This is a genomic window from Dactylosporangium sp. CA-092794 (assembly GCF_050948465.1).
Classification (GTDB): Bacteria; Actinomycetota; Actinomycetes; order Mycobacteriales; family Micromonosporaceae; genus Dactylosporangium.
Genome location: NZ_CP192044.1, coordinates 6,892,891 through 6,905,587, shown reverse-complemented (window position 1 = coordinate 6,905,587; position 12,697 = coordinate 6,892,891). Strand labels below are relative to the sequence as shown.

Below are 12,697 nucleotides of genomic sequence, written 5' to 3'. Positions count from 1 at the left end.
TGCCATGGCAATGTTGCGGTGCCGTAGCCTGGCGGGGAGATGAGACAGCGGTCACAGGAAACCCCGGGCAGCCTGCGGGAGCGCAAGCGGGAGCGGAGCCGCGCGGCCACCGTCGAGGCGGCGTGGCGGCTGTTCATCGACCGCGGCTACGACCAGGTGACGGTCCAGGACATCTGCGTGGCGGCGGAGATCGCGCCGCGGACGTTCCACCGGTACTTCGCCGGCAAGGAGGACGTGGTCGCCGAGCCGGTGCGCCGGATGACGAGCATCGCCGAGGAGCGGGTCGCCGCGGCCCCGGCGAGCGTGAGCGACGCGGAGGCGCTGCGGGAGGCGCTGCTGGCGGTCGGGCGGTTCGTGGTGGAGCACCGGGAGCTGCTCACCGGGCTGCGCGCGGTGGCGCTGCAGTCGCATCAGCTGCGCTCGTCGTATCCGGGCGTGCGCCCCGACCACGAGGCGCACCTGGCGGTGCGGCTGGCCGCCCGCCGGGGTGCCCCCGACGAGGGCCGCGGCTGGCGCCTGCGGCTGCTCGTCGGCTGCGCCGTGGCCGGGTTCCGGGTGTGGTACGAGGACTATTTCCGTGACGCCCCGCAGGATCCGCTGGAGCACCTGGAGCGGATCCTGGGGGTCGCGGTCAGCGGCTGAACGCCTCGCCGAGGAAGGCGACCAGCTCCCGCCAGCTGCGCCGGTCCGCGGCCGGGTGGTAGGCCTCGCCGGGCAGGGTGAAGCCGTGCACCGCGCCGGAGTAGACGGTGACCTGCCAGTCCAGCTCGGGCCGGGTGCGCAGCTCGTTCTCGACGGCCACGACGGTCTCGTCGGTGACGTAGGGGTCCGCGCCGCCGTGCAGCACGAGCACGGAGCCGGTGATGGCGCCGACCTCCGGCGGGTCGTGCGGGATGAGGCCGCCGTGGAAGGTGGCGGTGCCGGCCAGCGGGGCGCCGGTGCGGGCGAACTCGAGCGCGGCGGCGCCGCCGAAGCAGTAGCCGATGACGGCGATCCGGTCCGGGTCGACGGCCGGGTTCTGGGCGACCTGGTCGTAGGCGGCCCGCACCCGGGCGCGCAGCAGCGGGAGGTCGCCGTAGTACTTACCGGCCTCGGCCGCGGCGTCGCCGGGGTTGTCGAAGCGCCGGCCGGTGCCGTAGAGATCGGCGGCGAAGGCGTAGTAGCCGAGGCGGGCGAGCATCTGGGCGCGGGCCTTCGGGTATTCCCGCAGCCCGGTCCAGTCGTGGACGACCACGACGGCCGGCTTGGGCCCGCCGACGGCGGCGTCGTGCGCGGCGTAGCCCTCCAGGGGCTGGCCGTCGTGCTCGTACGCCACCGTCGCCTCGGCGATGTCGGCCCCGGCGGGCAGCGGCACGCCGTCGAGCAGCCGCTGGTGATTGTCTGACAAGTTCGTCATGCGGCGAACCCTACGCCATCCGCGGCGGCCCACCCGGTCCACCGGGTCACGTCGATGCCGATCAGGCTGCCCCGGAGGCTGTACCGCGGGTATCGCGCCGCGAGCAGCTCCAGCGCCCGGCGTCCCTCGGCCCCGGCGGGGTCGACCTCGCGGGCGAGACCGTCGGCGCGGACCCACCACAGCGCCGCCCAGTCGTCCTCGTAGTGGTCGACGAGCAGGGCGGCGCGCGGGTTGGCGGCGAGGTTGGCCAGCCGCCGCAGGGCGGTGTCGCGCTTCGGCTTCGCGTCGACGCCGTGGTACACCGTGTCGCCCTCGATGCCGAACACGATCGGGACCACGTGGGGCACCCCCTCGGGGGTGGCCGTGGCCAGGCGCGCCACCGGCGACGCGGCGAACCGGCGGCGCGCCTCGGCCTCGGTCACGCCCGCTCGCCGGCGAACTCGGTGATGGCCCGCTCCCAGCGCTCCAGGCCCTGCTCGACCGCCCAGCGCGGCCCGGACGGCAGCCACCGGCTGGCGCGTTGCACGCCGGCCTCGTGGAGGCGCTGCAGGACCGCCGGGTCGGCGGGGGCGCTGAGCACCTGCACGCCGATCGGCCGGTCGGCGCGGGCGCGCAGCTCGCGGATGCGGTCGAAGATGGCCTCCTCGTAGTTGGGGAACCAGGCGTCGCCGAAGGCGAGCACCCGGTCGAGCACGCCGGGGCCGGTGCCGCCGATCAGGACCGGCGGGTGCGGCTGCTGGGCGGGCTTGGGGTAGGACCAGATCCGGTCGAAGTTGACGTACTTGCCGTGGTACGTGGCCTCGTGGTCGGCCCAGATGGCCTTCATGGCCTCGACCCGTTCGCGCAGGACCGCCATGCGCACCCGCGGATCGGTGCCGTGGTTGCGCATCTCCTCGCGGTTCCACCCGGCGCCGACGCCGAACTCGAACCGGCCGCCGGAGAGCTGGTCGATGGAGGCGACCTCCTTGGCGGTGATGATCGGGTCGCGCTCGATGAGCAGGCAGATGCCGCTGCCGACGCGCAGCCGGGAGGTGGCCGCGGCGGCCGCGGTCAGGGCGACGAAGAGGTCGTAGGTGTGCCAGTACCGCTGGGGGAGCTCCCCGCCGTGGTCGTAGGGCGTGTCGCGGCTGGCCGGGATGTGGGTGTGCTCGGCGAAGAACAAGGCGGACTGTCCCCGCTCCTCGATCAGGCGGGCGAGCGGCCCGGGCGCCATCGCGTTGTGGGTGGGGAAGTATCCGACTCCGAAGTCCATGCACCCTGTCTACCCGCCGTGGGGCGCGGATCGGGCCGTTCCCAGGGTGATGTCAGACGCCCTGAATGTGGTACCGTGGCGCTCCCCGTCTGCGTAAAACGCGCAGGCTAACGCCAACCCCTCACGTCCCATCATATCAGCGGGAGGCACGTTGTCAAATCTGTCAAGAGATCTCGCCGCGGAGCAGCAGTACGTGTCGATGCTGTACGGCCGCCTGGACGGGCTGCGGGCGCAGGCCGCCGACCGGCTGGCCGGCCTGCTGCGCCTGTCCGGCGGCACGCCGGAGGCCCGGTCGCACCGGGACGCGGCGTCCGACCTGTATGCGGACCGGGTCGCCGGCTACGACGCGGTCGAGGCGGGCCTGTGCTTCGGCCGGCTGGACCTGCGCGACGGCGGGCACCGGCACATCGGCCGGATCGGCATCTTCGACGAGGGCGGCGACTTCGCGCCGCTGCTGGTCGACTGGCGGGCGCCGGCGGCCCGGCCCTTCTACGTGGCCACCGCGGCCGCACCGGAGGGCGTCGCCCTCCGGCGGCACATCCGCACCCGCGGGCGGAGCGTGGTCGGGCTGGACGACGAGGTGCTCGACCTCGACCGGGCGGCCCGGGAGGGCGCCGGGACCGGGGCGCTGACCGGGGAGGCGGCGCTGCTGGCGGCGCTGACCGCGCGGCGTACCGGCCGGATGCGCGACATCGTGGAGACGATCCAGGCCGAGCAGGACCGGGTGATCCGGGCCGGCCTCGGCGGGGTCCTGGTCGTGCAGGGCGGCCCGGGCACGGGCAAGACGGCGGTCGCGCTGCACCGCGCCGCGTACCTGCTCTACACGTACCGCGAGCAGTTGAGCGCGCGGGGCGTGCTGATCGTCGGGCCGAATGCGGCGTTCCTGCGGTACATCTCCCAGGTGCTGCCCTCGCTGGCGGAGTCCGGCGTGCTGCTGGCCACGCTCGGCGAGCTGTATCCGGGCGTCACCGCGCGCCGCGCCGAGCCGGCCGCGGCGGCCGAGGTCAAGGGCCGGCCGGAGATGGCCGAGATCCTGGCCGCGGCGGTGCGGGACCGCCAGCGCGTGCCCGCCGAGCCGATCCGGATCGAGGTGGACCGGGAGGCGCTGTGGCTGGACGGGCCGGCCTGCGCGGCGGCCCGGCTGCGGGCCCGCCGCTCCGGCCGGCCGCACAACCTGGCCCGGCCGATCTTCGTCGACGCCGTGCTCGACGCGCTGACCGAGCAGGTGGCCGAGCGGGTCGGCATCGACCCGTTCTGGGCCGACCCGCTCGGCGAGGACGACGCGCTGGACAGCCCGGACCTGCTCGACGGCGCCGACCGGGCCGAAATCCGCCGCGACCTGGCCGCCGAGCCGGCGGTGCGGGCCGTGCTGCGCGAGCTGTGGCCGGTGCTGACCCCGCAGCGGCTGCTGGCCGACCTGTTCGGCGCGCCCGACGCTCTCGCCTCGGCCGCGCCGGGGCTGTCCGCGGCCGAGCGCGCGCTGCTGTGCCGCGACCCGGAGGGCGGCTGGGCGCCGTCGGACGTGCCGCTGCTGGACGAGGCCGCCGAGCTGCTCGGCGACGACGACGGGGCGGCGCGGGCCCGGGCGGCGGCGCTGCACCGGGCCGCCCTGGAGTACGCCCAGGGGGTCCTCGACATCACCGCCGGCTCGATGTCCCTCGAGCTCGAGGACGACCCGGAGGCGGAGATCCCCAACGTCGCCGACGTGCTGGACGCGGCGGCGCTGGCCGCCCGGCACTCGACCGGCGAGCGGCTCGGCGCGGCGGAGCGGGCCGCCGCCGACCGCCGCTGGGCGTTCGGGCACGTCATCGTCGACGAGGCACAGGAGCTGTCGCCGATGGCGTGGCGGCTGCTGATGCGCCGCTGCCCGAGCCGGTCGATGACGCTCGCCGGGGACCTCGCGCAGACCGGGGCGCTGGCCGGGCCGTCGTCGTGGGACGAGGTGCTCGCGCCGTACGTGGGCGACCGGTGGACGCGGGCGGAGCTGACCGTCAGCTACCGCACCCCGGCCGAGGTCATGGCGGTGGCGGCGCGGGTCCTGGCCGGGATCGACCCGGCGATCGTGCCGCCCCGGCCGGTGCGGCACAGCGGCGTCGAGCCGTGGGACGAGACCGGGGACGCCGCCCGCCTGGCCGAGCTGGTCGCGGCCGAGGCGGATGCGGCCGGCGCCGGGCGGCTCGCGGTCATCGCCCCGGCCGGCCGCCTCCCGCAGCTCGCCGCGGCCGTGCCCGGCCTGGCCGCGGACCGCCTCGACCTGGAGCGGCCCGTGGTGCTGCTGACCGTCGCCGAGGCCAAGGGGCTGGAGTTCGACGGGGTGGTGGTCGTGGACCCGGACGGGATCGTGGCGGAGTCGCCGCGCGGGGCGAGCGACCTCTACGTGGCGCTGACCCGGGCCACTCAGCGGCTCGGCGTGTTCCGCCTCGCCGGCGCCGTTTGTGCTGCTCCGGCGGAGGGTATTGCGGGAGCCAAGGCTGCGCGAGGCACTGAAGGAGAGCCGATGTCCACCGATGCGATCGTGATGCTCAAGGACGATCACAAGACCGTCAAGCGTCTCTTCAAGGAGTTCCAGGCGAACGAGGACGGCCCGGCCGCCAAGAAGGCCAAGATCGTCGAGCAGATCCTCGCCGAGCTGACCGTGCACACGTACCTCGAGAACGAGGTCATGTACCCGGAGGTGCGCCGGCTGCTGCCCGACCTCGACGAGGACGTGCTCGAGTCCTACGAGGAGCACCACGTCGCCGACGTGCTGTGCCTGGAGCTGTCCACGATGGAGCCCGGGGACGAGCACTACAACGCCAAGGTCACCGTCCTCATCGAGAACGTCACGCACCACATCGACGAGGAGGAGCAGGAGTGGTTCCCGAAGGTCCGCGAGGGCCTCGGGCGTCACCAGCTGCAGGAGATCGGCGCCCGGATGCTGGAGCTGCGCCCCGGCGCGCCGCGCAAGCCCAGCGAGCCGGCGGCGCTCAAGAAGGCGCTCGACGCGATCAACGCCTGACGCGGCGCCGGCCCCGAGCCGTGCCCAGGGTGCCCGGGCGCCCTGGGCACGCCCGCGCCGTCAGGGGTGGCGCGTCCGGTACCGCCGCGGCGGCGTGTGGATGTCGAAGTGCAGGCCGGCCTGGGCGAGCACGGAATGCGGCGCGCCGCCCGGCCCGGTCAGGCCGAGCGCCTCGAAGCGGGGGAAGCGGGCCCCGCCGGCGAGCAGCAGGCGCGGCGCCATCGGCGGGTGCCAGATGCTGTACTCGCCGATCCGCCCGTCGCGGCGGGCGTACCAGCCGGAGGTGGGGTGGGTCAGGAACTCCAGCCACTCATCGCGCCCCGCGAATCCGTCCAGGCGCTCGGGTACCTCACCGGTCTCGGTCGCCTCGCAGGCGGCGGTGCCCGCGGGGTCGGTCGCGGTGAGCCGCCAGCGCCCGGCGCGCTCGCCCCAGCCGGCGTCGATCCGGATCGCGCTGCGCCGCCACGGCATGCCCCACAGCACCCGCGGCACGGCCACGACGGGATGGTCGAGGCTGGTGTGGAAGAACCAGACGCCGGGCCGGCCGTGCGCGGTGACATACGCCCGGTAGTTGATCTGCCCGCAGGAGATCGCCACCGGCGGGCAGAACCGGAAGTGGAAGTCCCGGTCGGCGAACGCCACGGCCGACACCAGCGTGCCGGTGCTCCCGTCGTCGAACGTGAGCTCCCGCGGCGCGAACCCGTCCGGCAGGTGCGCCGCGACCGCCGCGGTCCCGGCCCGGAACGTGACGATGGCGAAATCGTCGAGCTCGGTCTCGGCGTGGTACCACCGCAGCGGCGGCCTGGGCGTCCCGGCGAACGTCATGGCCGCAGACGATACCGGCGGGTCGGCGGCGACCGGGTCCAGGGCGCCGGATGGACATAGCGGCGGCCGGCGGGTTACCGGCCGGCGATCCAGACCTGGGCCACGCGCACGAAGGCCGCCGCCGCGCCCGTCGTCGCGGCCATCGACAGCAGGGCGAGGGTGACCGTGGCGGCGAGCGTCGGCGCGCCGCGGCGGCCGGCGGGCGCGGTCAGCGCCTCGACCCGGTGGCGCACGTCGGAGCCGCCGAAGGCCGGGCCCGGCGCGGCGTGGGCGGCCAGGGCCACCCGGGCGATGGTCCGGGCCACCAGCGGGCGGGAGCCCACCGCGGCCGCCGCCGTCTCGTCGGCGCTGCGCTCCACCAGCAGGTCGATGGTCGCGGCCACGCCGCGCAGCAGGGGATGGGCGGCGGCGGCCACGGTGCCGGCCGCGGCCGTGCGGTGGTGGCCGTGGGCCAGGTGGGCCCGCTCGTGGGCGAGCACGGCACCGCGCTCGGCCGGGTCGAGCAGCCGGAGCAGCCCGCTGGTCACCAGCACGTGGCCGGCCCGGCCGCGGGCCGGCGGCACGGCCACCGCGTGCGGGTCCGCCCAGTCCGCGACCAGCAGGCCGTCGTGCGGGTCACCGGCGGCGTGCAGGGCGGCCATGGTGCGGCGACCTCGGCGGCCACGCGCCAGGCCACCCAGGCCAGCAGCGCCGCCGCGGCCGCCCCGACACCGTCGGGGACCGGCTCCGGCAGGGCCCGGCCGGGCGCCGACAGGTGCTCGTTGTAGCGCTCCAGCGCCGGCAGGTCGTCGAGCAGCGTGGCGGTCAGCAGGATCAGGCACCCGGTGGCGGAGGCGGCGGCGAGGCCGGCGCCGGCGGCCAGGGCGCGGGCGGCCCGCCGGGCCAGCGGGGCCAGCAGGGCCGGGATCAGCAGCGGGACGTAGACGAGCCAGGTCACGACGGGTCCGGGTCGCCGTCGCGCAGCAGCGCGCGCAGCAGCTCGGCGTCGGCCGGGTCGAGGCCGGCGGTGAACTGGCGCAGCACCGCGCGGCGGTCGCCGGGGCCGTCGAGCACCGCGCGCATCCGCCGGGCCGCGGCGATGGCGGCGTCGTGCGTGGGCCAGTAGACGAAGCCGCGGCGGCCGCGCCCGGCCTCCGGGCTGGGGCCGCGCCGCACCAGGCCCTTTTCCAGCAGCCGGGTCAGGATCGTCTGCACGGTGTTGTACGCCGGCTCGCCGCCGAGCGCCTCCTGCACCTGCGCGGGCGTGAGCGGACCGGGCGCGGCCCACAGCACGGCCATCGTGCCGGATTCCAGGGAACCCCACGGCCGCCGCTCGGTCACGCTCCAACGGTACTCAACTGTGCCCGCCGCCGGGCGATAGGACCGGTGACGCTACGGGGGGCGGAGGTACTTCGGACGTGGACAGGCCCGCGCGGCGCGGGTGGACGGTGGCGCGACTGCTCGCCGCCGGATACCTGCTGGCCATCACCGGGCTGCTGCTCGTCGGCGCCACGGCGTACGCGCGCATCGGCATCCTGCTCGACGCGCGCACCCAGGTCGAGGCCAACCACGCGGTGGCCGCCGACGTCGAGCTGCTGCGCGGGCAGTTGCAGGACGCCGAGCGCGGCCAGCGCGGCTATGTCATCACCGGCGACGAGCAGTACCTCGCGCCGTACACCACCGCCGTGACCGGCATCGACGACACGCTGGGCCGGCTGGAGAGCGGCACCCGCGGCGACGCCGCCCAGCAGGAGACGCTGCGGCGCCTGCGCGGGCCGCTGGACGACAAGCTCGCCGAGCTGGCCGAGACCGTCGAGCTGCGCCGCAGCCAGGGGTTCGCCGCCGCCCAGCAGCTGGTGGACACCGACCGCGGCGCCACCGACATGGCCCTGATCGAGGACGTCCTCGACGACATGAGCGAGGACCAGGCGACCGAGCTGGCCGCCGACCAGCGCCACACCGAGGCGGCGGCGGCCGCCACCCGGCAGTGGATCATCGGTCTCACGCTCGGCACCGCGCTGGTCACCGCCGCCGGCGCGTGGTGGGCGACCCGCAAGGTGTCCCGGCCGCTCGCCGCGGTGACCGCGGCCGCCCGGCGGGTGGCCACCGGCGAACCGGTCGGCGTGCCGGTCGTGCGCGGCCCGGCCGAGGTCGCCGAGATGGCCGACGCGGTCGGGCGGGCCACCCGGGTGGTGCTGGGGGCCCGCGACGAGGCGATGGCGGCGGCCCAGGCCAAGTCGGCGTTCCTGGCCACCATGAGCCACGAGATCCGTACCCCGATGAACGCCGTCATCGGCATGAGCGGGCTGCTGCTGGACACCGAGCTCAGCGACGAGCAGCGGGAGCTGGCCAACACCGTGCGCGACAGCGGCGAGGCGCTGCTCACCATCATCAACGACATCCTGGACTTCTCCAAGATCGAGGCGGGCCAGCTGGAGCTCGAGGACGCCGTGTTCGACCTGCGCGAGTGCGTCGACAGCGCCCTCGCCCTGGTCGCGGTGCCCGCCGCAGCCAAGGGCCTGGAGCTCGTCGCCGACGTCGGGGAGTGCCCGCCGCTGCGCGGCGACATCACCCGGCTGCGGCAGGTCCTGGTCAACCTGCTGTCCAACGCGGTGAAGTTCACCAGCACCGGCGAGGTCGTCGTGTCCGGCCACACCTTCGCCCCCGCCGCGGACGCCCCGGGCTCGGGCGGGCCCGGGCGGATCGGCGTGCGCCTCGACGTCACCGACACCGGCATCGGCATTCCGGCCGAGCGGATGGACCGGCTGTTCCGCTCGTTCAGCCAGGTCGACGCGTCGACCACCCGCACGCACGGCGGCACCGGCCTGGGCCTGGCGATCAGCCGGCGGCTCGCCCGCGCGATGGGCGGCGACGTCACCGTCACCAGCCGGCCCGGCACCGGCTCGACCTTCACCGTCACCGCCGTCCTGCGGGTCTCCCCGGAGCCGCCGGCCGCGTCCGCCGCGCCGCCCGGCCTGTCCAGGCGCAACGCGCTCGTCGTCGACGACAACGCCGCCAACCGGCGGGTCCTGCGCGCGCAGCTGGCCGGGTGGGGCATGACGTGCACCGCCGTCGGGTCCGCGGCGGCGGCGCTGGACCTGGTCGCGTCGGGCGAGCACTACGACGTGGCGTTGCTGGACATGCACATGCCGGACGTCGACGGGGCGACGCTGGCGGAGCGGCTGCATGCGGTGCCCCGGACGGCCGACCTACCGCTCATCCTGCTCAGCTCCGTCAACTGGCACGGCGACCGCGAGCGCCTGGAGCACTTCGCGGCGGTGCTGACCAAGCCGGCCCGGGCCACCGCCCTGCACGCCGCCCTGGGCCGGGTGCTGAACGGGCGCCCGGGGGCGAAGGCGCCGGCCGCCGCCGATGCCGCCGCGGGGGTACCGCCGGCGCGCCCGCTGCGGATCCTGGTGGCCGAGGACAACCAGGTGAACCAGACCGTCGCCACCATGATGCTGGCCCGGCTGGGGCACCGGGCCGACGTGGTGGCCAACGGCGCGGAGGCGCTCGAGGCGGTGTGGCGGGTGCGGTACGACGCGGTGCTCATGGACGTGCAGATGCCGGTCCTCGACGGCCTCGACGCGACCCGCCGCATCCGGGCGGAGCTGCCCGCGGACCGGCAGCCGTACATCGTCGCCCTGAGCGCGAACGCGCTGGTCGAGGACCGCGCCGCCGGGCACGCGGCCGGCATGGACGACTACCTGACCAAGCCGGTCCGCCCCGCCGACCTGGCGCAGGCCCTGCGCTCCCTTACGCTGGTCCCGGTTTCCCCGCCGGCACCACCGGTTCCACCGGCTGTCTCGGCTGCTTCGGCTGCCTCCGCTGCGTCGGTTTCTTCGGCTGCCTCCGCTGCGTCGGTTTCTTCGGCTGTCTCGGCTGCGTCGGTTTCTTTGGCTGTCTCGGCGGGTGCCATCGAGGACGCGATCCTGGCCCGGGTGCGGGACCTGGTCGACGATCCGCCGTCGCCGCAGGAGCGGGCGCTGGTCGACCGGGTGCTCGGCGGCTTCTGCGAGAAGGCCCCGGACACCATGGCCCGCCTCACCGACGCCGTCGACCGGGGCGACGCGCCCGCCATCGTCGGCGCCGCGCACACCCTGACCGGCGCCGCCGGCAACGTCGGCGCGTCGGCGCTGGCCCGGCTCAGCGGCACCCTGGAGACCCGCGCCCGCACCGGCCTGCCCGACGACGCCCCGGCCGCCCTCGCGGAGCTGCGCGGCGAGCTGGACCGGGTGGTCGCCGCGGTGGCCGCGGTCCGGGATCGGCTCCGACCTGCCTAGACGCTCCACACCAGGCAGAACGGCTTTCCGGCGGGATCCGCGTAGACCCGCCAGGTCGGCCCGGCACCGTCCAGCCGCACCGCGCCGAGCCCCAGCGCGGCCCGCTCGGCGGCGCCGACGTCGGTGACGGTCACGTCGAGGTGCACCTGCTGCGGGTAGGCCGGGTCGCCCCAGCGCGGCGCGATGTAGCCGTCGACCTGCTGGAACATCACCGGCTGAGCGCTGTCCTCGCCGATCATCGCCATCCCGCCGGCCTCGTAGGTGACCGGTTTGCCGAGCAGCCGGGCGTAGAAGTGGCTCAGCGCCTTGGCGTCCGGGCAGTCGAGCATCACGCCCGCCAGGATGGTCCGCGGGTCGTCCGGGTTCAGGCACAGGTCGAATGGGTGACCGGCCGGATCGGCCAGGGTGTGCCACCGTTCGGTGCGGCGCAGCACGGTGGCGCCGAGCCCCTCGGCCCGGGCCGTGGCCGCGGCCAGGTCGGGCACCCGCAGATCGAGGTGGGCCTGCTGCGGCGCGGCGGGGTCCGGCCAGCGCGGCGGGACGTGGTCGGTGGCCCGCTGCAACCCGATCCGCCAGCCGTCGCCGGTGGTCAGCGTGATCCAGTCGTCCTCGTCACCGGCCCGCGGGTGCCAGCCGGCGAACTCCTGGTAGAACGCGGCCAGGCGGCCGATGTCCGGTGCGTCGAACACCACGGTCTTCAGCGTGCCGATCTTCGCGAGATCCGGGTCGGAGATCATGGCCCGATCCTGCCTGGCGTCCGCGCCGCGGAGCGGTAGCGTGACCGGCGTGGCGGTGTGGCAGGTGTGGCGCGACGGGGCGTCGGCCGGGGCGTTCGACGACCGGGTCGCCGCGCTGGCGCACGCGTTGACGCTGCGGGTGGCCGGCGCCGGCGAGGTGCGGGTCGACGGGCCCGGCGAGCCGGCGTGCCGCACCAACCGCGACCTGTACAACCGGCTCGTCGGCGACGGTGAGCGGATGCGGGCCGCGGGGCGCGGCCTGGAGGAGTTCCTGCGCGCGTGGTGGCGGGTCGGGCGGGAGCTGGCCGGCCGGGAGCGGCTCGACCTGGACGACATCGCGGCGATGGTCGCGGCGGCCGCGGCGATCGAGGCCCCACCGCCGGACCCGGCCTGGCGCACCGCGGACCTGCGGCCCGCCGAGGCCGACGCCGACGAGCCGGAGACGTTTCGGGACTGGGAGGCCGTGGTGCTGTCGCAGATCGCCGACCTGGCCGACTTCGCCGAGCGGGCGCCGGTGGACGACCAGGCCGTGTTCGGCGTCGACGCGCCGCGGGCGGACGGGTGCCGCCGGGCGACCGGCGGCCGGTGGTACAACTTCGATCCGATGTCGTACCTGGAGTGCGGGATGGCCGGGACGCTCGGCGGCTGGTCCGAGGAGGACGGCATCCGGGTGCCGGTGCCCGCCCCGGTGGTGGACCTCGTCCGGCTCGCGCCGGAGCCGGGCGGCTGGCCGGTCGACGTCGTCGAGTGGGGCGACCTGGCCGACCTGGCGCGCTGCGGCCAGGACTACGAGTAGCGGCCCGGCCGCGGTGCTCCGCCCCGGAACCCCGCGCCACTCGCGAACCGGCACCACCGGTGCCGCTACGGCCGTGGTGCTCCGCCCCCGGAACCCCGCGCCACCCGCGAACCGGCACCACCAGCGCCGCCACGGCCGTGGTGCTCCGCCTGCGGCCACCGTGCTACCTCGGCACCCCTCCCGCAACCCCACGCCACTCGCGAACCCGCACCACCGGTGCCGCCATGCCCGTCGGCGGCCTCGTTGCCCGGCCTGCGCGTCCAGGCGCCCACGCGAGCGCGGTCCGCGATCAGGTCCCACATTCCGGGCGCTGCACGCCGTAGCGACCGGAAGTCTCCGCGATCATGCCGCACCGGCTGCGACACCAACGGTTTTTGATGATCACGGAGCGGTGATGTACACCCGTGTACCGCAAGTCTCCGGGATCATGA

12 protein-coding genes and 1 pseudogene are annotated in these 12,697 nt (G+C 75.7%); 5 read left to right on the top strand and 8 right to left on the bottom strand.

Translation table 11 applies throughout. The features are described from left to right. Positions 1 to 39 precede the first annotated feature (39 nt). Positions 40 to 642 (top strand): TetR/AcrR family transcriptional regulator, encoded by a 603-nt coding sequence (locus ACQPXD_RS29350; protein WP_432824542.1) that lies wholly within the window; start codon positions 40 to 42, stop codon positions 640 to 642. Here ACQPXD_RS29350 and ACQPXD_RS29345 read toward each other — a convergent pair. The 3 genes from ACQPXD_RS29345 to ACQPXD_RS29335 are packed head-to-tail and all read right to left on the bottom strand — an operon-like array spanning position 632 to position 2,648. After that, complete coding sequence (locus tag ACQPXD_RS29345) at positions 632 to 1,396, bottom strand: dienelactone hydrolase family protein (protein ID WP_432824541.1); 765 nt, start codon at positions 1,394 to 1,396, stop codon at positions 632 to 634. The genes ACQPXD_RS29350 and ACQPXD_RS29345 overlap by 11 nt on opposite strands. Further along, positions 1,393 to 1,818 (bottom strand): TIGR03668 family PPOX class F420-dependent oxidoreductase, encoded by a 426-nt coding sequence (locus tag ACQPXD_RS29340; RefSeq protein WP_432824540.1) that lies wholly within the window; start codon positions 1,816 to 1,818, stop codon positions 1,393 to 1,395. The genes ACQPXD_RS29345 and ACQPXD_RS29340 overlap by 4 nt, the downstream gene beginning before the upstream one ends. After that, the gene (locus ACQPXD_RS29335) at positions 1,815 to 2,648 is read right to left on the bottom strand and encodes an LLM class F420-dependent oxidoreductase (protein ID WP_432824539.1); all 834 of its coding nucleotides are present in this window, start codon (positions 2,646 to 2,648) and stop codon (positions 1,815 to 1,817) included. The genes ACQPXD_RS29340 and ACQPXD_RS29335 overlap by 4 nt, the downstream gene beginning before the upstream one ends. Before the next feature lie 199 nt (positions 2,649 to 2,847). Here ACQPXD_RS29335 and ACQPXD_RS29330 point away from each other — a divergent pair. Both ACQPXD_RS29330 and ACQPXD_RS29325 read left to right on the top strand, forming a co-directional pair. Further along, a pseudogene (locus tag ACQPXD_RS29330) lies at positions 2,848 to 5,067 on the top strand (HelD family protein); the annotation flags it as partial. A 78-nt stretch (positions 5,068 to 5,145) separates the two neighbouring features. After that, positions 5,146 to 5,646, top strand: coding sequence for a hemerythrin domain-containing protein (locus ACQPXD_RS29325; RefSeq protein WP_432844004.1), 501 nt, complete (start codon positions 5,146 to 5,148; stop codon positions 5,644 to 5,646). Positions 5,647 to 5,706: 60 nt separating this feature from the next. On the opposite strand, the gene ACQPXD_RS29320 is transcribed toward ACQPXD_RS29325, so the two are convergent. The 4 genes from ACQPXD_RS29320 to ACQPXD_RS29305 form a co-directional block, all read right to left on the bottom strand. Then, positions 5,707 to 6,471 carry a DUF2071 domain-containing protein gene (locus ACQPXD_RS29320; RefSeq protein ID WP_432824538.1) on the bottom strand — a complete coding sequence of 255 codons (765 nt, stop codon included), beginning with the start codon at positions 6,469 to 6,471 and terminating at the stop codon, positions 5,707 to 5,709. Between the two features lie 74 nt (positions 6,472 to 6,545). Next, positions 6,546 to 7,112, bottom strand: coding sequence for a M48 family metalloprotease (locus tag ACQPXD_RS29315; RefSeq protein WP_432824537.1), 567 nt, complete (start codon positions 7,110 to 7,112; stop codon positions 6,546 to 6,548). Next, entirely contained in the window at positions 6,995 to 7,408 is a 414-nt protein-coding gene (locus tag ACQPXD_RS29310) for a hypothetical protein (RefSeq protein WP_432824536.1), read from the bottom strand. Before ACQPXD_RS29310 ends, ACQPXD_RS29315 begins: the two co-directional genes overlap by 118 nt. Continuing rightward, complete coding sequence (locus ACQPXD_RS29305; RefSeq protein ID WP_432824535.1) at positions 7,405 to 7,791, bottom strand: BlaI/MecI/CopY family transcriptional regulator; 387 nt, start codon at positions 7,789 to 7,791, stop codon at positions 7,405 to 7,407. The genes ACQPXD_RS29310 and ACQPXD_RS29305 overlap by 4 nt, the downstream gene beginning before the upstream one ends. A 77-nt stretch (positions 7,792 to 7,868) precedes the next feature. Between ACQPXD_RS29305 and ACQPXD_RS29300 the strand changes: the two genes are divergently transcribed. Continuing rightward, on the top strand, positions 7,869 to 10,733 hold the full coding sequence (locus ACQPXD_RS29300; RefSeq protein WP_432824534.1) for a response regulator: 2,865 nt from the start codon (positions 7,869 to 7,871) through the stop codon (positions 10,731 to 10,733). Here ACQPXD_RS29300 and ACQPXD_RS29295 read toward each other — a convergent pair. Beyond that, positions 10,730 to 11,470, bottom strand: coding sequence for a VOC family protein (locus ACQPXD_RS29295; RefSeq protein ID WP_432824533.1), 741 nt, complete (start codon positions 11,468 to 11,470; stop codon positions 10,730 to 10,732). The genes ACQPXD_RS29300 and ACQPXD_RS29295 overlap by 4 nt on opposite strands. Before the next feature lie 40 nt (positions 11,471 to 11,510). Between ACQPXD_RS29295 and ACQPXD_RS29290 the strand changes: the two genes are divergently transcribed. Continuing rightward, entirely contained in the window at positions 11,511 to 12,266 is a 756-nt protein-coding gene (locus ACQPXD_RS29290; protein WP_432824532.1) for a hypothetical protein, read from the top strand. Positions 12,267 to 12,697 lie beyond the last annotated feature (431 nt).